General features: G+C 64.3%; 14 protein-coding genes. 5 read left to right on the top strand and 9 right to left on the bottom strand.

Annotation, left to right across the window (positions count from 1 at the left end; all coding sequences use genetic code 11):
* Positions 1 to 110: 110 nt before the first annotated feature.
* Positions 111 to 566 carry an Lrp/AsnC family transcriptional regulator gene (locus tag QQL28_RS18115; RefSeq protein WP_284267423.1) on the bottom strand — a complete coding sequence of 152 codons (456 nt, stop codon included), beginning with the start codon at positions 564 to 566 and terminating at the stop codon, positions 111 to 113.
* 154 nt (positions 567 to 720) lie between these two features.
* On the opposite strand from QQL28_RS18115, the gene QQL28_RS18110 reads away from it, so the two are divergent.
* Positions 721 to 4,170, top strand: a complete 3,450-nt coding sequence (locus QQL28_RS18110) for an indolepyruvate ferredoxin oxidoreductase family protein (RefSeq protein ID WP_284267422.1) — start codon at positions 721 to 723, stop codon at positions 4,168 to 4,170.
* Positions 4,171 to 4,531: 361 nt separating this feature from the next.
* Here QQL28_RS18110 and QQL28_RS18105 read toward each other — a convergent pair whose 3' ends face one another.
* Entirely contained in the window at positions 4,532 to 5,443 is a 912-nt protein-coding gene (locus QQL28_RS18105; protein WP_284267421.1) for a LysR family transcriptional regulator, read from the bottom strand.
* A 140-nt stretch (positions 5,444 to 5,583) separates the two neighbouring features.
* Here QQL28_RS18105 and QQL28_RS18100 point away from each other — a divergent pair, with 140 nt between their 5' ends.
* From QQL28_RS18100 to QQL28_RS18090, 3 genes are all read left to right on the top strand, one after another.
* Complete coding sequence (locus tag QQL28_RS18100; RefSeq protein WP_284267420.1) at positions 5,584 to 6,735, top strand: HlyD family secretion protein; 1,152 nt, start codon at positions 5,584 to 5,586, stop codon at positions 6,733 to 6,735.
* 113 nt (positions 6,736 to 6,848) lie between these two features.
* Positions 6,849 to 8,465, top strand: a complete 1,617-nt coding sequence (locus QQL28_RS18095; protein ID WP_284267419.1) for an MDR family MFS transporter — start codon at positions 6,849 to 6,851, stop codon at positions 8,463 to 8,465.
* 20 nt (positions 8,466 to 8,485) lie between these two features.
* Positions 8,486 to 8,947: a carboxymuconolactone decarboxylase family protein gene (locus QQL28_RS18090; protein ID WP_284267418.1), complete on the top strand. Its 462-nt coding sequence runs from the start codon at positions 8,486 to 8,488 to the stop codon at positions 8,945 to 8,947.
* A 162-nt stretch (positions 8,948 to 9,109) separates the two neighbouring features.
* On the opposite strand, the gene QQL28_RS18085 is transcribed toward QQL28_RS18090, so the two are convergent.
* From QQL28_RS18085 to QQL28_RS18060, 6 genes are all read right to left on the bottom strand, one after another.
* Entirely contained in the window at positions 9,110 to 9,970 is an 861-nt protein-coding gene (locus tag QQL28_RS18085) for a D-amino-acid transaminase (protein WP_284267417.1), read from the bottom strand.
* A gap of 180 nt (positions 9,971 to 10,150) precedes the next feature.
* Positions 10,151 to 10,882 (bottom strand): amino acid ABC transporter ATP-binding protein, encoded by a 732-nt coding sequence (locus tag QQL28_RS18080; protein ID WP_284267416.1) that lies wholly within the window; start codon positions 10,880 to 10,882, stop codon positions 10,151 to 10,153.
* A gap of 8 nt (positions 10,883 to 10,890) precedes the next feature.
* Entirely contained in the window at positions 10,891 to 11,583 is a 693-nt protein-coding gene (locus QQL28_RS18075; protein WP_284267415.1) for an amino acid ABC transporter permease, read from the bottom strand.
* 2 nt (positions 11,584 to 11,585) lie between these two features.
* A complete protein-coding gene (locus QQL28_RS18070) occupies positions 11,586 to 12,317 on the bottom strand; it encodes an amino acid ABC transporter permease (RefSeq protein ID WP_284267414.1) in 732 nt (243 codons plus the stop codon).
* A 205-nt stretch (positions 12,318 to 12,522) separates the two neighbouring features.
* Complete coding sequence (locus QQL28_RS18065) at positions 12,523 to 13,434, bottom strand: amino acid ABC transporter substrate-binding protein (RefSeq protein WP_284267413.1); 912 nt, start codon at positions 13,432 to 13,434, stop codon at positions 12,523 to 12,525.
* A gap of 83 nt (positions 13,435 to 13,517) precedes the next feature.
* Complete coding sequence (locus QQL28_RS18060) at positions 13,518 to 14,903, bottom strand: M20 family metallopeptidase (protein WP_284267412.1); 1,386 nt, start codon at positions 14,901 to 14,903, stop codon at positions 13,518 to 13,520.
* Between the two features lie 178 nt (positions 14,904 to 15,081).
* Between QQL28_RS18060 and QQL28_RS18055 the strand changes: the two genes are divergently transcribed.
* Entirely contained in the window at positions 15,082 to 16,458 is a 1,377-nt protein-coding gene (locus QQL28_RS18055) for an LLM class flavin-dependent oxidoreductase (protein WP_284267411.1), read from the top strand.
* A 197-nt stretch (positions 16,459 to 16,655) separates the two neighbouring features.
* Here the strand turns inward: QQL28_RS18055 and QQL28_RS18050 are convergent, their stop codons facing one another.
* A complete protein-coding gene (locus tag QQL28_RS18050; protein WP_284267410.1) occupies positions 16,656 to 18,317 on the bottom strand; it encodes a thiamine pyrophosphate-binding protein in 1,662 nt (553 codons plus the stop codon).
* Positions 18,318 to 18,373: the final 56 nt, after the last annotated feature.

The raw sequence follows: 18,373 nt of genomic DNA, 5'->3' as shown, positions 1-18,373 counted from the left end.
GCGCATCGCGCGCGTCTCGAAGGATGAAGGCCCGGCTCTCGGCCTCGCCCTTCGAGACGGCCGCTGCGCGGCCTCCTCAGGTGAGGGGATAGATTGAACGTGTCACCGATTCAAAACGGCAGCGCCACGCCGGTCTTGATCTCCTTCAGGATCACGTTGCTGCGGACGTAGCGGATGCCGGGAATCCGGAACATGAACTCGTCGAGGAATTTGTTGTAGGCGGCCATGTCCTGCACCACGACGCGCAGGTGATAGTCGGCATCGCCCGTGGTCGCAAAGCACTCCAGCACCTCGCGGCGCTTCGTCACCCGCGAGACGAACTCGTCGACGAATTTTGCATCGTGCCGCTCCAGCGACACATGCAGCACCGCGGACATTGCAAACCCCGCGCGCTCGCGCGCGACCAGCGCCGCGTAGCCCAGGATGATGCCGGCCTCCTCCAGCGCGCGCACCCGACGCCAGCACGCCGAGGTCGACATGCCGACCTCATCGGCAAGCTGCTGGTTGGTGGCGCGGCCATCCTTCTGGAGATGGGCGAGAATCCGCGAGTCCTGCTCTTCGATCATGGCGACACCTCAATTCGGGTTATTTTACCAAATTCACGTGTCTTTTGCAAAAATCTACCGAAATCGACGCCTACGCGGGATGAATAGGTAGGACCTACCAGCCATCAGGGATTAACCTTCGTTTATCCGGCAGGGACGCCGCGCGAGGTCCGCCATGGACGCCATTTCTTCACTCGATCCTTACGAACTCTCCGACCGCTACGACCGCGAGGACGGCCGCGTATTTCTCACGGGCACGCAGGCAATCGTCCGCATCGCGCTCGATCAGGCCCGGCGCGATCGCACCGCGGGGCTCAACACCGCGGGCTTCATCTCCGGCTATCGCGGCTCGCCGCTCGGCGGCGTCGACCTCGAGCTGTGGCGCATCAAGGATCGCCTGAAGAGAGATCGCATCGAGTTTCTGCCCGCGGTGAACGAAGATCTCGCCGCGACCGCCGTGCTCGGCTCGCAGCAGGTCGAGACGCAAGGCGACCGCGAGGTGCAGGGCGTGTTCGGACTCTGGTACGGCAAGGGCCCCGGCGTCGATCGTTCCGGCGACGCGCTGAAGCACGGCAACGCCTATGGCTCCTCGCCGCATGGCGGCGTGCTGGTGGTCGCCGGCGACGACCATGGCTGCGTCTCCTCCTCGATGCCGCACCAGTCCGACGTCGCCTTCATGAGCTGGTTCATGCCGACGCTGCATCCTGCAAGCGTCAGCGAATATCTGGAGTTCGGCGAATATGGCTACGCGCTGAGCCGCTTCTCCGGCATGTGGGTCGGCTTCAAGGCGATCTCCGAGATCGTGGAATCCGGCGCCTCCGTCGCGCTGCGTCCGCCGCGCGACTTCCGCACGCCCGACTTCACACCACCGCCGGGCGGCCTCCACTATCGCTGGCCGGATCTGCCGGGACCGCAGATCGAGGAGCGGCTGGAGGCGAAGAAGCACGCGGTCTATGCCTTCGCCAAGGCCAACCCGATCGACCGGCACATCTACGACATCCCGCACGCGACCTACGGCATCGTCACGACAGGCAAGGCGCATCTCGATCTGATGGAGGCGCTGCGGCTGATGGGGCTCGATGAAGCCGCCTGCCGCAGCATCGGGATCGACATCTACAAGGTCGGCATGGTCTGGCCGCTGGCGCTGCACGACGCGATGGAATTCGTGAAGGGCAAGCGCGAGATCCTGGTCGTCGAGGAAAAGCGCGGCATCATCGAAAGCCAGTTCAAGGAATATTTTTACGACTATCCCGGCGCAAAGCCGGAGCGCATGGTCGGCAAGCATGACGAGCGAGGGGCGCGGCTGATCTCCTGGATCGGCGAATTGTCGCCGCGCGCACTTGCTGGCGTGCTGGCACGGCGTCTCGATCCGATGTTTCCCGGTCTCAACCTCGCCGCGCGTGCGGCCGCGTTGTTGCCGGAGGCACAGCGCATGATCACCGTCAGCGGCGCGACGCGCACGCCCTATTTCTGCTCGGGATGCCCGCACAACACGTCCACGACAGTCCCCGAAGGCTCCAAGGCGCTGGCCGGCATCGGCTGCCATTTCATGGCGAGCTGGATGGACCGCGAGACCTCCTCGCTGATCCAGATGGGCGGCGAAGGCGTGAACTGGGCGGCGTCGTCAAGATTCACCGGCCACAAGCACGTGTTCCAGAATCTCGGCGAAGGCACCTACTACCACTCCGGCTCGATGGCGATCCGGCAGGCGATCGCCGCGAAAGCCAACATCACCTACAAGATCCTGTTCAACGACGCCGTGGCTATGACCGGCGGCCAGCCGGTCGACGGCCCCGTCAGCGTGCACGCGATCGCGCACAGCGTCCGCGCCGAAGGCGTCTCCCGCATCGCGCTGGTGTCGGACCATCCCGCGCAGTTTTCGCCCGCGGATTTGCCCGGCGGCGTGACCATCCATCCGCGCGAGGAGATGGACGCCGTGCAGCGCGAGCTGCGCGAGGTCCTTGGGGTCTCCGTGCTGATCTATCAGCAGACCTGCGCCACCGAAAAACGCCGTCGGCGCAAGCGCGGCCAGATGACCGATCCGAAGCGCTTTGCCTACATCAATGACCTCGTCTGCGAAGGTTGCGGCGATTGCTCGGTCGAGTCCAACTGCCTCAGCGTCGAGCCGAAGGAGACGCCGTTCGGCCGCAAGCGCCAGATCAATCTGTCCGCCTGCAACAAGGACTTTTCTTGCCTCAACGGCTTCTGCCCGAGTTTCGTGACCGTCGAAGGCGCCACGCGGCGCGCGAAAACCGCAAGCAGCATTGACGCGACAGGCCGCGCGGCCACCCTTCCCCTGCCCGCGCCCGTAACACTCGACCGCCCCTACGACCTGCTCGTTACCGGCGTCGGCGGTACCGGCGTGATCACCGTCGGCGCGCTGATCGGCATGGCCGCGCATCTCGAACGCCGCGGCGTCTCGGTGCTGGATTTCACCGGCTTTGCACAGAAATTCGGCCCCGTGCTGAGCTACATCCGTCTCGCCGCAAGCCCCGAGGCCTTGCATCAGGTGCGCGTCGACCAGGGCGCCGCCGATGCGCTGATCGGCTGCGACCTCGTCGTCAGCTCCTCGCCAAAAGCCTCCGGCACCTATCAAAGGGGCACGCGCGCTGCGGTCAATACGGCGGAGATGCCGACCGGCGACGTCGTGCGCTTCCGCGACGCCGATCTCGCCTCGCCCGCCCGCCTGCGCGCGATCCGCCAGGTGATCGGTGAGGGCAACCTCGACACCATCAACGCAAACGCGCTGGCCGAACGCCTGTTCGGCGACGCCGTCTACGCCAACATCATCATGCTCGGCTTTGCCTGGCAGCAGGGCCTGGTGCCGGTCTCGCTACAGGCACTGCTCCGCGCGATCGAGCTCAACGGTGTCTCGGTCGAGCGCAACAAGCAGGCTTTTGCCTGGGGCCGGATCGCCGCGGCCGATCCGGATTTTCTCCCCAAGCCGGAGGGCTCTCCCGTCGCCGAGACGCTCGATCAGGTGATCGACCGTCGTGCCGAATTCCTGACTGGGTATCAGGACGCGGCCTATGCAGCCCGCTATCGGTCGATGATTGCGAAGGTGCGCGCGCCTGAGTCCAGCCGTCGCAGCGCGGCGCTGACCGATGCGGTCGCGCGCTCCCTGTTCAAGCTGATGGCCTACAAGGACGAATACGAGGTGGCGCGCCTGCATATGCAGACCGATTTCCTCGACACGTTGAAGCGCGAGTTCGACGGCGATTTCACGGTCAATTATCATCTGGCGCCACCCTTCCTTCCTTCAAGGCGCGACGCGCGCGGCCGTCCGCGCAAGCGCGCCTTCGGGCAGTGGATCCAGATGCCGCTTTCACTCCTCGCGCGCTTGAAAAGGTTGCGCGGCACGCCGTTCGATCCGTTCGGCTACACGGCCGAGCGGCGCGCGGAGCGCGAGTTGATCACCTGGTACGAAGGATTGATCGAGACGTTGCTCGTACGGCTCGATGCCGACACCTGCTCCGACATCGTCGCCATCGCCAAGGCCCCGATGGACATCCGCGGTTACGGCCCGGTGAAGGATGCCGCGATTGCAAAGGTCAAGGCAGAGGTGGAGACTCTGCTCGCAAACCTGTACGACTCGCCGTCGCAAAAAGTGCGGAGCTACGGTTGACGCGGCGGCACCGAGGCCTCATGGCCCCGCGGGGGCGATCGCCGGCTGCTGGCGATCGGCATAGCGCTGGACAAGATGTTCGGACCGCTTCCGGCACCGGCGCGCTAGAGGCAGCACATATCTAGCTCCTCACCCTGAGGAGCTTGCGAAGCAAGCGTCTCGAACGGCGAGGCCAGCAGCGTGGCTTTCATCCTTCGAGACGCGCGTTCCGCGCTCCTCAGGATGAGGGATTGAGAGCGGGGCTACGCTCTCTCCTCGTCATTCCACATTGCGCAAGTGCGCAATGTGGGCGCGCGTCAGCGCGAGCCCCGGCATGACGAGAAAACCTCACAAGCTGTCAGGATGAGGAATCCGCGAGGTCTCATGAATAAGGATTGATCAGTTTCTGCTGCTCCGCGCTGTGCTGCACGAGCATGTCGATGAAGGTTCTGACCTTCGCCGACAGATGATGGCGATGCGGGTAGACCACGTTCATCGACATCTCGACCGGGCGATATTCCGGCAGCAAGCGCACCAGCCGGCCGGCTTCGAGATCGTCCTGGACCAGGAATCCAGCCATCAGGCAGATGCCTGCGCCCTCCAACGCCATGTTCCGCAGCGCTTCTCCGCTGTTGGTGACGAGCCTGCCGGAAGTGCGCACCGACGCCGGCGTCCCCTTGCGATCGAGGAAGCGCCACTCGTCCCCATAGGGATAGTTCAGGTGGCGGCCGCAATTGTGCCCGGTCAGTTCGGCGAGCTGCTGCACACGGCCGTGCTTTTCAAGATAGTCGTGCGAGCAGCACAACACATGCCGCCACGTGGCAAGGCTGCGGACAATCAAGCTCGAATCCGGCGGCGCGATCATGCGCAAGGCGATGTCGTATCCCTCCTCGATCAGATCGACATCGGCTTCGCCCATGCGCAGGTCGACCTTGATCTCGGGATAGGTGGACAGGAACTTGGCCACGACGGCGGCGACCATGGGCACCATGTGGGTGGCGGCGTGGATCCGCAATGTGCCCCGGGGTATCGACTGCAGCTCGCCCGCGATGTCGTCGGCCTGTTCGAGGTCGGCGAGGATCTGCGTCGAGCGGTCGTAATAGGCCTGGCCGATTTCGGTGAGGCTGACCTTGCGCGTCGTGCGGTTGAGCAGGCGCACGCCGAGCCGGTCCTCCAGCGCCTGGACGTGATTGCTCACCATGGTCGTCGACATGTTGAGGCGGCGGGCGGCGGCGGAGAATCCGCCATTTTCGACCACCCGGACGAAGGCCGTGAGGCTGGTGAAGCGGTCCATGATCGAGGCTCCGATTATCCGCTGCGGCTGGATAATGCTTCCAGTTATTCGGGGATTATCACAATAGGCGGGACAGCGCATCTTATCGTCACAAGACGCGTCCTGTCGCAGGGGACGCCTGGAAATCTCGTGAGGGTGCCATGTCGAACGCCGCTTATGTCACTGAACCCAAGGCTAAAACTGGCCTTCGCCCGTCGCGCCAGGCGATCAAGCGAGTGGCCCTCGGACTGGCCCTGGCGCTCGGCGTCGCCGCCGCGGGCGATTTTGGCTACGACTACCTGACGACCGGGCGCTATCTCGAGTCCACAGATGACGCGTATGTGAAGGCAGACTCCACGATCATCGCGCCAAAGGTCTCCGGCTACATCGCCCAGGTGCTGGTCGGCGATAATGAGAAGGTCAAAGCGGGTCAGGTCCTGGCGCGGATCGACGACCGCGACTTCAGGGCGGCGTTCGACCAGGCCCGCGCCGACGTTGCGGCTGGTGAGGCCTCGGTGCGCAATCTCGATGCGCAACTCGCGCTGCAGCAGCCGATCATCGAACAGAGCACGGCCGACGTCGCCGCGGCGGAGGCCAATCTGAAATTCGCGCAGGAGGAACGCGCGCGTTACGACGACCTCATGAAGACGGGGTCCGGCACGATCCAGCGCGCACAGCAGACCGACGCCGCGCTCCGCGCCAGCGACGCGCAAGTGCAGCACGCGAAATCCGGCCTGATGGCCGCGCAGCGCAAGGTCGACGTGCTCACCACCGAACGCGCCAAGGCCGTGGCACAGCTGGAGCGCGCCCGCGCCGTCGCCGAGCAGGCCTCGCTCAATCTCTCCTACACCCAGATCACCGCGCCGGTGGACGGCACGGTCGGCGCCCGCTCGCTGCGCGTCGGCCAGCTCGTGCAGGCCGGTACGCAATTGATGGCAGTGGTGCCGCTCGATGCGGTCTACGTCGTCGCCAACTTCAAGGAGACGCAGCTCACCCATGTGCGCGCCGGCCAGCCGGTGGAACTGCGTATCGACAGTTTCCGCGACAAGACGCTCCGTGGGCACGTGGATAGCCTGTCGCCAGCGAGCGGGCTCGAATTCGCGCTGCTGCCGCCGGACAACGCCACCGGCAACTTCACCAAGATCGTGCAGCGCGTGCCGGTGAAGATCGTGCTCGACGATCACAGCCTGAGCGGCCTGTTACGCCCGGGCATGTCGGCGGTTCCAACCGTCAACACCAAGCAGGCCGTGCTGGCCGAGCGTGGTACAGGCAAGCGCGTCGCCGACAACGCGGCGCGCGCGAACGGCGGCTAGGCCGCTGCTTCACTCGATTATCAAGCTCTGCCGGACGATCCTTCCAGGGCTTCGTCGATTATCGAAACCATCCGCCTAATGCATCCTGTCTCCGTAAACGAGACGAGGCTTCCATGAGCACGCTCCAACCCGCCCTCACCGCCACGTCCACCCCATCCAGTCCGGCTCCGGCTGTATCAGCCACCCCGGCGGTTTCCGCCAAAACCTGGATCGCCGTGATCGGCGCGACGCTCGGCGCCTTCATGGCGGTGCTGAACATCCAGATCGTCAACGCTTCGCTGGCCGACATCCAGGGCGCGATCGGCGCCGGCATCGACGACGGCGGCTGGATCTCGACCTCCTATCTGATCGCTGAGATCGTCGTGATCCCGCTCTCGGGATGGCTTGCGCAGGTATTCTCGATCCGCATCTACCTGCTGACCAACGCAGTGCTGTTCCTGGTTCTCTCGGCGGCCTGCGCGCTGGCGCAGGATTTGCCGCAGATGATCGTGCTGCGCGCAGTTCAGGGCTTCACCGGCGGCGTGCTGATCCCGATGGCGTTCACGCTCATCATCACGCTGCTACCGCGCGGAAAACAGCCGGTGGGCCTTGCGCTGTTCGCGCTGTCGGCGACTTTTGCCCCCGCAATCGGCCCGACCATCGGCGGCTATCTCACCGAGAATCTTGGCTGGCAGTACATCTTCTACGTCAATCTGGTGCCGGGCGCGATCATGGTCGGCATGCTCTGGTACGCGCTGGAAGCGAAGCCGATGAAGCTCGCGTTGCTGCGCGACGGCGACTGGGCCGGCATCATCACCATGGCGATCGGTCTTTCCGCGCTTCAGACCGTGCTCGAGGAAGGCAACAAGGACGACTGGTTCGGCTCGCCCTTCATCGTCAAGCTCTCCGTCATCGCCGCCGTTGCGCTGACCGCGTTCCTCATCATCGAGCTCACCGTCGAGAAGCCGCTAATGAACCTGCGTCTGCTGGTTCGCCGCAATTTCGGCTTCGGCATGCTTGCGAACTTCCTGCTCGGCGTCGCGCTCTACGGTTCCGTGTTCATCCTGCCGCAATATTTGGCCCGCATTCAGGGCTACAATGCCGAGCAGATCGGCATGGTGCTGGCCTGGACCGGGCTGCCGCAGCTCTTGCTGATTCCGCTGGTGCCGCGCCTGATGCAGCGTTTCGATGCGCGGATCATCATCGGCGTCGGCTTCGTGCTGTTCGCTGGCTCGAACTTCATGAACATCTATATGACCAGCGACTATGCTGCTGATCAGCTCCTGTGGCCGAACGTCGTCCGCGCAATCGGCCAGGCTCTGGTGATGGCGCCGCTGTCGGCGGTCGCCACTGCCGGCATCGAGCCGGAAAACGCGGGCTCGGCCTCCGGCCTGTTCAACATGATGCGCAATCTCGGCGGCGCCGTCGGCATCGCGCTGTTGCAGACCGTGCTCACCAAGCGGGAGCAATATCACTCCAACGTGCTGATGCAGTCGGTCTCGATGTTCGAGCAGGCGACCCGCACGCGGCTGGAGCAGCTGACCCAGTATTTCGTCAATCACGGCGTCGTGGACCGCACCGATGCGGCGCACCGCGCCTATGTCGCGATCGGCCATGTCGTGCAGAAGCAGGCCTTCATCCTCGCCTTCAGCGACACCTTCTATCTGCTCGGTGCGGCCCTGATCGTCGCCCTGATCGCGTCCCTCTTCCTGAAGAAGCCCGGCCATGTTGCGGCGGGCGGAGCCCACTGATCAACCCTAGGAGAACGACCATGAAGCCACGCATGAATTTCTACCAGGCCGCCCCCGAGACCATCAAGGCGTTGACCGCTTTGGAGACCCACATCCAGTCGACGGGCCTCGAGAAATCACTGATCGAGCTCGTCAAGATCCGCGCCTCCCAGATCAACGGCTGCGCCTTCTGCATCAACATGCATACCGAGGACGCGCGCAAGCGCGGCGAGACCGAGCAGCGCATCTACCTGCTCAACGCCTGGCGCGAATCCCCGCTCTACACCGACCGCGAACGCGCGGCACTGGCCTGGACGGAGTCGGTGACGCTGATCTCGGAAACGCATGCGCCCGACGACGTCTACGAGCAGGTCCGCGCACAATTCTCCGAGGAGGAGACGGTCAACCTGACCACGCTGATCGGGGCCATCAATGCCTGGAACAGGATCGCGATCGCGTTCCGTGCAGTTCATCCGGTGAAGGTGAAGGCTTCGGTGGCGTGAGGGGGCGTGACGTAAGGAACGCGACGCCGCTTCCAAACTCTCAACTGTCATGCCCCGCGAAAACGGGGCATCCACTATTCCAGAGGCTTCGAGATTCACAGCGACCGCTGCGGCGTACTGGATCGCCCGGTCAAGCCGGGCGACGACGCCTGAGTGTGTAACTCAGACCCCCGTCGCCTTGGCGAACTCCACATAGATCTCGCGAAGCCGGGTCGCCATCGGGCCGGGCTTGCCGCCGCCGACCTGCTTGCCGTCGATGGCGACCACCGGCTGCACGAACGATGAGGCGCTGGTGATGAAGGCTTCCTTGGCGGCGAGCGCCTCGGCGACCGTGAAGGCGCGCTCCTCGACGCGGAGCTGGCGCTCTTCGGCCAGCGCCATCACGGCCTTGCGGGTGCAGCCGGGCAGGATCGCATTGGAGTTCTGCCGGGTCACGATGACGTCGTCCTGCGTCACGATGAAGGCCGTCGACGAGCCGCCTTCGGTCACAAACCCGTCTTCCAGCATCCAGGCTTCGCCCGCGCCGGCTTCGGCCGCCGCCTGCTTCGCCAAGACCTGCGCAAGCAGCGCCACGCTCTTGATGTCGCGCCGTTCCCAGCGGATGTCGGGCACCGTGATGACGTTGATGCCGGTCTTCGCCGAGACCGCGTTGACGATGTCCTTCTCGGACGTGAACATCACCAGGCTCGACTTGACGTCACCCTTGGGGAAGGGAAAGTCGCGCCCCGTGTCGGCACCGCGCGTCACCTGGAGATAGACGAGGCCGTTGGCGAGCTTGTTGCGCGCGATGAGCTCCTTCTGGATCTCGGTGATACGTCCGACCGTCTCCGGCAGCTTCAGCTTGATCTCGCCGACCGATCGCTCCAGCCGGGCGAGGTGCGAGGCGTTGTCGACCAGCTTGCCATCGAGCACGGCGGAGACCTCGTAGATGCCGTCGGCGAACAGGAAGCCGCGATCGAGCACCGAGACTTTGGCGTCCGAGAGCGGGACGAATGAGCCGTTGACGTAGGCGATCGAGTCCAAGGGAGGTCTCCTGTCGGAAAATGCGGGAATTACCGCTCGTATACGAAATTCGCGGGCGGCAATAAACCCTCAACAGTCATTCCGGGGCATTCGCGCAGCGAATGAGCCGGGAATCAATAGCCACGATCGTGAGTATGGATCCCGGGCTCGCGCTACGCGCGCCCCGGGGTGACGAGGGGGTTAGTGCGACAGGATCTTCGACAGGAACTTCTGCGCGCGATCGCTTCTGGGCTTGCCGAAGAAGTCGTCCTTCGGGGCGTCCTCGACGATCTCGCCGCGGTCCATGAAGATCACGCGGTTGGCAACTTTGCGGGCAAAGCCCATCTCGTGAGTGACGACCATCATGGTCATGCCTTCGCGGGCGAGGTCGACCATGACGTCCAGCACCTCGCTCACCATCTCGGGGTCGAGCGCCGAGGTCGGCTCGTCGAACAGCATGACGATCGGGTCCATCGCGAGCGCGCGCGCGATGGCGACGCGCTGCTGCTGGCCGCCGGAGAGCTGCGCCGGAAACTTCTGCGCCTGCTCCTTCAACCCGACGCGCTCCAGGAGCTGCATGCCCTTGGTCTGCGCCTTGTCATGCTGCCGGCCCAGCACCTTCTCCTGCGCGAGGCAGAGATTGTCGATGATCTTGAGATGCGGGAACAGCTCGAAATGCTGGAACACCATGCCGACGCGCGAGCGCAATTTCGGCAGGTTGGTCTTGGGATCGTGAACCTTGGTCCCATCGACCGTGATCTCGCCGCTCTGAAACGGCTCGAGTGCGTTGACGCATTTGATCAGCGTCGACTTGCCCGAACCGGACGGGCCGCAGACCACGACCACCTCGCCCTTGGTGACGCTGGTGGTGCAGTCGGTCAGCACCTGGAAGGTCGGGCTGTACCATTTGTTGACGTGGCTGATTTCGATCATGACGGACTCTAGCGGATGATGGCGATGCGCGACTGGAGACGGCGAACGCCGAACGACGCGATACAGGAGATGGTGAAGTAGACGACGGCCGCGAACAGGTACATCTCGACCAGACGCCCGTCGCGCTGCGCGACCTTGCTGGCTGCGCCGAGGAAGTCCGGGATCGACAGCACGTAGACCAGCGAGGTGTCCTGGAACAGCACGATGGTCTGCGTCAGCAGTACCGGCAGCATGTTGCGGAAGGCCTGCGGCAGCACGACGTAGCGCATGGTCTGGGCGTAGGTCAGGCCGAGCGCATTGGCGGCTGCCGGCTGCCCGCGCGAGATCGACTGGATGCCGGCGCGCATGATCTCGGAGAAATAGGCCGCCTCGAACATGATGAAGGTGATGAGCGAGGAGGCGAACGCGCCGACCTTGATCGGCCGTGGCGAGCCGGTCAGCCACTGCCCGATATAGGGCACCAGGAAGTAGAACCAGAAGATGACGAGCACCAGCGGCAGCGAGCGCATGAAGTCGACATAGAGCCCGGCGATGCGGCCGAGCAGCTTGTAGCCGGACAGCCGCATCAAGGCGATCGCCGTGCCGAAGATCAGGCCGCCGAGCGCGGCGAGCGCCGTGAGCGTCAGCGTGAACGTCATGCCCTCGTAGAACAGGTAGGGCAGCGAGCGGCGGATGACGTCGAAATCGAAATTGTCGAGCATCGCTATCTCCCCGTGATGTAGCCGGGGATCGCGACCCAGCGCTCGAGGAAGCGCATCGCGGTGACGACGACGGCGTTGACGAGGAGGTAGAGGATGGTCGCGGCGGTGAAGGCCTCGAACACCTGGAACGAGAATTCCTGCATCGAGCGCGCCTGGCCGGTCAATTCGATCAAGCCGATCGTGATCGCGACCGCGGTGTTCTTGATGGTGTTGAGGAACTCGGAGGTCAGCGGCGGCAGGATGATACGGAACGCCATCGGCAACAGCACATAGCGATAGCCCTGCACCGTCGTCAGGCCGAGCGCGGTGGCCGCCATCTTCTGGCCGCGCGGCAGCGAACCAATGCCCGCCTGCAATTGCACCGCGACGCGCGCCGACATGAACAGACCGACGCCGATCGCCGCCGTCCAGAACGGCGCATTCGGCAGTTGCTTCAGCCACAGGCCCGCCGCCTTCGGCAGCAATTCCGGCAGTACGAAGAACCACAGGAAGAGCTGCACCAAGAGCGGCATGTTGCGGAAGAATTCGACCCAGCAGAAGCCGAACCAGTAAGCGGCCTTGGACGGCAGCGTACGCATCACGCCGACGATCGAGCCGAAGATCAGCGCGATGATCCAGGCGAGCAGCGCCGTCTTGATGGTCAGCCACAGTCCCGACAACAGCATGTCGAGATAGGTGCCTGTGCCCATCGGGTTCGGCTCGAAGAATATCTTCCAGTTCCAGTTGTAGTTCACGAGTCCCCCGCGCGAACGAGACAATCACAGATACTGCTAGCGTCTATGCAAATGTCCGGCCATTCCCCTCTCCAGAATGGCCGGAGTGGACCCTCATCCTGAGGAGCGGCGCCTTCGCCGCGCCTCGATGGATGAAGGCCCGTCCGGGGCCTCATGGTTCGAGACGCCGCTTGCGCGGCCCCTCACCATGAGGATCGGCTGCTACTTACTTATAGTCGTCCGGGTTCGGCGAGTCCGTCGGCTTGGCGAACTCGTTCTTCAGTTCGGCCGAGATCGGCGTATTGAGGTTCAGGCCCTTCGGCGGGATCTTGTCCGTGAACCACTTGTTGTAGATCTTCTCGCCCTCGCCGCTGGTGTAGAGCGCGGCCGTCGCCGCATCGACCACCTTCTTGAAGGCGGCGTCGTCCTTGCGCAGCATGATGCCATAGGGCTCGGGCTTGGAGAACGCATCCTTGGAGATCACATAGTCGGCCGGGCTCTTCGAGCCGGCGACGAGGCTTGCGAGCAGGATGTCGTCCATCACGAAGGCAACGGCGCGATCGGTCTCCACCATCAGGAAGGCTTCGGCGTGGTCCTTGGCCGGGATGATGTTGGCGCCGAGGCTCTTCGCGACGTTGGCTTCGGTGAGCTGCTTGATGTTGGTGGTGCCGGCGGTCGAGACCACCGTCTTACCCTTGAGATCATCGATCGACTTGAGGCCGCTCGACTTCTTGAAGACGTAGCGGCTGGCAGTGAGGAAGTGGGTGTTGGTGAAGGCGACCTGCTTCTGGCGTTCGGCATTGTTGGTGGTCGAGCCGCATTCGAGGTCGATGGTGCCATTGGCCATCAGCGGAATGCGGGTCGCCGAGGTCACCGGGTTGAGCTTGACCTCGAGCTTGTCGAGCTTGAGCTCCTTCTTCACGGCGTCGACGATCTTGTAGCAGATGTCCATCGCGAACCCGACGGGCTTCTGGTTGTCGTCGAGATAGGAGAACGGGATCGAGGAGTCGCGGAAGCCGAGCGTGATGGCGCCGGTGTCCTTGATGTTCTTGAGCGTGCCGGTCAGCTCCTCGGCACTGGCCTGGCTCGCGACCAGGCTGGCGGCGAGCACGAGGCCGAAGCTACGGAAGTGTTTCACTTTTCTTCTCCCTTATGGAATGGCGGGCGGATGCAAGCACAATTCAGGCCGGAATAGAATGTGACTTTTGGCTGGCTTGTGGCTCAGGTTAACGGCTGCGGCAGCTCGCCCAGGTCCCAGAACAGACCGGCCATCACGGTCAAGGCCTCTTCGGTGAGCGGCAGCAGGATGTGCTCGTTTGGCGCATGCTGGGAGCAGCCGGGATAGGAATGCGGTACCCAGATCGTCGGCAGGCCAAGAATCTCGGAGAACACGTCATTCGGCAATGAGCCGCCGAAATTCGGCAGGATCGCGGGCGCCTTGCAGGTGGTGGCCTGCACGGAGTCCGCGGCCCATTTGATCCAGGGGCTGTCGAAATCTGTCCGCGAGGCGGCAAAGCTTTGCGCCGCCCGCACCTCGACCATCGGAAAGCCGCGTTCGACGAGATGCGCGCGGACTGCCTCGATGAGGCCCTCGATCCTGGTGCCGACCACGAAACGCAGTTGCAGCACCGCATTGGCATGACCGGGGATCGCGTTCGCGGGCTTCTCGACATTGCCCGACGACATCGCCAGCACTTCGAGCGTGTTCCAGGCGTAGAGCCGTTCGGCCGCCGACAATCCGTCCTCGCCCCAGTTCTCGGCAAGCGCCGGCTCGTCCTCGGTCGGCTCGACCTTGACGTCGGCAAGGAAGCTGCGGATCTGGTTCGTCAGGCGCGGCGGCTTCAGCGCATCGAGTTGAAGGCGGCCGTGACCGTCAACCAGCGTGGAAATCGCGTTCACCAGAATGGTCGCGGGGTTGGCGAGCACGCCGCCCCAATTGCCGGAGTGATGCCCGCCATCGCGCAAGTTAACGTCGAGATGGATACGGATACCGCCGCGGCAGCCGAGGAACAGCGTCGGGCGATCGGCCGACAAGCGCGGCCCGTCGGAGGCCATGAACAGATCAGCCTTCAGCGCCTCGCGGTTGAGATCGCAGACCTTAGCCAGATCGGGCGAGCCGATCTCCTCGCCCATCTCGACGATGAATTTGGCGTTGAAGCCGAGCTTGCCGCCGCGGGCCTCGCGCACGGCGCGAAGCGCGGCCATGTTGATGCTGTGCTGGCCCTTGTTGTCGGCCGTGCCGCGGCCGTAGACGCGAACACCCGACGTCGTCGTGCGCCAGGGATCGCGATTGTCGCGCCACTCGCCTTCCATGCCGTCGACGACATCGCCATGGCCATAGATCAGCACGGTCGGCGCGGAGGCGCTCTCGATATGTTCGGCAATCAGGAATGGCGCCTTGCCGCTCGGCGATTCCACCAGCCGGCTTTCGAAATCGAGCGCGGCAAAGGCGGGCCGCATCTCATGCTCCAGATAGGCCCGCAGCTCGGCGCCGCGCGATGCGTTCTGGCTCTCGGTGCGATAGGCGACGCGGCGGTCGAGCTCTGCGAGGAACGCCCCGGATGAAAAATCCTCGCGGGCGCGGGCGATGGCGTCGGCTCTGGTCATTTCGTTCTTTTTCAAGCCTGGATTTGGAACAAGCGTAGCGGGATACGCCGTCTTGCGGAAGTGGCGGGGGTTGGCAATTGACTCTTGCCAACGGCCGGCCGAATGCAAGACCTTGGCCAGCTGCCCGGCACCGATAGCATCGAGATGAGGCCGGGGATAGTGGCGCCGAGGGACAAGCATGGCAAAAGAAATTCGGCTCAACGCATTTGCGATGAATTGCGTCGCGCACCAATCGCCGGGGCTGTGGACCCATCCGCGCGACCGCACCGCCGAATACAATCGCCTGCCCTACTGGATCTATCTGGCGAAGACGCTGGAGCGTGGCCGCTTCGATGGATTGTTCCTGGCCGACGTGCTCGGCGTCTATGACGTCTATGGCAACAGCCCCGATGCCGCATTGCGTAACGCGGCGCAGACGCCGTCGAACGAGCCGCTGCTGTTGCTTTCGGCGATGGCCGCGGTGACGCAGAATCTCGGCTTCGGGGTTACCTCCAATCTGTCTTTCGAACCGCCCTATCCGTTCGCGCGGCGGATGTCGACGCTCGATCATCTGACCGAAGGGCGGATCGGCTGGAACGTCGTCACCGGCTATCTCGACAGCGCCGCGCGCGGCGCCGGCAAGGATAAGCAGACCGCGCATGACGATCGCTACGACATTGCCGACGAATATATGGAGGTCGTCTACAAGCTCTGGGAAGGAAGCTGGGAGGACCACGCGGTGCTGCGCGACCGCGTGCGCGGCATCTTCACCGATCCCGCAAAAGTTCATCGCGTCACGCACGAGGGCCGGAATTTCCGGCTCAACAACACGATTCATCTCAGCGAGCCATCGCCGCAGCGCACGCCCGTGCTGTATCAGGCCGGTACCTCGCCGCGCGGGCGGCAGTTCGCGGCCCAGCATGCCGAATGCGTATTCATGTCCGGACCGTCGGCGAAGGTGATCGCACCGCGCGTTGCGGCGATCCGCCAGACGGCGGCCGAACTCGGGCGCAACCCGGCCGAGATCCTGATGTTCTCGATGATGACGCTGATCCTCGGGCGGACCGAGGCGGAAGCGAAGGAGAAATACGCCGACTACCGTCGCCACATCAGCCCCGAAGGCGCACTCGCCCTGATGTCCGGCTGGACCGGCGTGGATTTCTCCGGCTACGAGCTCGATCAGCAGGTCCGTCACGTGCAGAACGATGCGGGCCGCAGCGCGATGGACAACGTCACCCGCGCCGATCCCGACCGCGTCTGGACCGTGCGCGACGTCATCGAGCATGTCGGCATCGGCGGCGCCGGGCCGGTCGTGGTGGGAACGCCGGAGATGGTCGCGGACAAGATCGAGGAATGGTTCGAGGCGACCGACGTCGACGGGCTCAACGTGGCCTTTGCAATCTCACCCGGCGATTTCGAGGATATCGCCGACATGCTGGTGCCGGAACTGACCCGGCGCGGCCGCTACAAGGCGAACTATGCCAAGGGCACGCTGCGGGAGAAGCTGTTCGGTGCTGGACGGGCGCGGCTCACCGGACCGCACCCGGCGGCGGGGTATCGGGTGGGGAGGAAGTAGACCGGCTACTTTGCATGGGGTTGTTTTTCAGAATTTTGGTGTCGTCCCGGCGCAGGCCTAGACCCATAACCACAGGGTGCAGTTTGGCGAAGGCTGGTCGTTCGGGATTGACACCATCCGCAATCGATAGACCTCGCGGTATGGGTCCCGGCCTTCGCCGGGACGACGTTGGGTAAGCAACTTGCCCCGAGCGCCGTCTACACCTTCCCGTCCACCATCACCTCGATCAGCTTGGTGCCGGGGCGGTTGAAGGCGGAGGCGAAGGTTGGCTTCAGCTCCTTCGGATCACTCACCTTGATCGCCTCGCAGCCCAGTGACCGCGCAAGCCCTGCAAAATCCACCGGCGGGTCGACGAAATCCATGCCGACATAATTGTCGTCGCCGTGGAAGGCGAGCAGACGCTGCTTGATAATGCGGTAGCCGCCGTTGTTGGCGATGACGATCGTCAGCGGCAGCTTGTGATGGGCGGCGGTCCAGAGCGACTGGATCGAGTACATCGCGCTGCCGTCGCCGGAGAAACACACCACCGGCCGTTTCGGATTGGCAAGGCTGACGCCGACGGAGGCCGGCAGGCCCCAGCCGATGCCGCCGGAGGCGAGGCCGTGGTAGCCGTAGCGGTCGCGATGCGGACGTAGATTCGCGATCTGGCGGGCTGAGGTGAGGCCTTCGTCGACGAGGATCGCGTTGTCCGGCATCGCCTCGACCATTTGCAGCGTCAGCCAGTCGGGTTCTATCGGCGTGCGATCCCTCGCCTTCGTGATTTGCTCGACCAGCGCGGCGCGGCGCGCAGTCCAGTTCTTCGGCGCGAGCTCGGCGAGGCGTTCCTTCGCGCGCCGCTCCAGCGCGGCGCCGCCCATCTCTTTCAGCACCGGGATCAACTCGCGCAGCGTTTCCTTCACGTCGGCCTTGAGCGCGATTTCCGCGCCAAAATTCTTGGCAATCTCCCAATCGACGAGGCCGACCTGCACGATGGGGAGTCCATCCGGCAGCGGGTCGACCTCGCTATAGACCGACATCCGTACGGGATCGCCGCCGAGCGCTACGAGCAGATCGTGAGGCGCAAGCGTATCGCGCGCCACCTTCTGGAGGCGCGCAAGCGTACCGACGAAGCTCGGGCTCTCCGAGAGGAAGTGCGCGCCATAGGCCGTGGAGGATTGAAAGGCGGCCGCGCCGAGCAGTTCCGCAAGCTCAGCGGCCTCCTTCAGCGCGTCGCTCCTGACCACCTCGTCCATCGTGACGATGACGGGACGCTCGGCCTTGAGGAGCCGCGCGGCAAATTCCTTCAACGCCTCATCGGACGGCCTTGTGCGCGCATCGATGCGGGTCGAGCGGCCAAGATCAATACCGGCTTCGCTGTTGAGGATATCGCCCGGGAGCGAGATGAACACCGGCCCGGTCGGCGGCGTTGTCGCGACTTTCGCGGCGCGGCGCACGATTCGCGGCAGGTCTTCCAGACGCGTCACCTCCACCGCCCATTTCACCAGCGGCTCGGCCATCCGCACCAGCGGCCCATAGAGCACCGGCTCCATCAGGCCATGGCCCTGCTCCTGCTGGCCCGCGGTCAGGATCATCGGCGTGCCCGTGAACTGCGCGTTGTAGAGCGAGCCCATCGCGTTGCCGAGGCCGGGCGCGACGTGGACGTTGCAGGCGACGAGTTGTCCGGAAGCGCGGCTGAAACCGTCGGCGATCGCGACCACCAGGCTTTCCTGCATCGCCATCACATAGGTGAGATCAGGATGGTCCTTCAGCGCATGCATGATCGGCAATTCGGTGGTGCCGGGATTGCCGAACAGATGCGTGATGCCTTCGTCCCTCAGCAGCGCGAGAAAGGCGGAGCGGCCGGTGATGCGGTTCTTCATGTTTCCTCCAGGCCTCAGGTCGGGGGCATGATGGCCGAAATCGGCGCGGCCGCGCA

The sequence above is a fragment of the Bradyrhizobium iriomotense genome, from assembly GCF_030160715.1.
Lineage (GTDB): Bacteria > Pseudomonadota > Alphaproteobacteria > Rhizobiales > Xanthobacteraceae > Bradyrhizobium > Bradyrhizobium iriomotense.
This window is presented reverse-complemented; position numbering and strand designations above follow the sequence as displayed.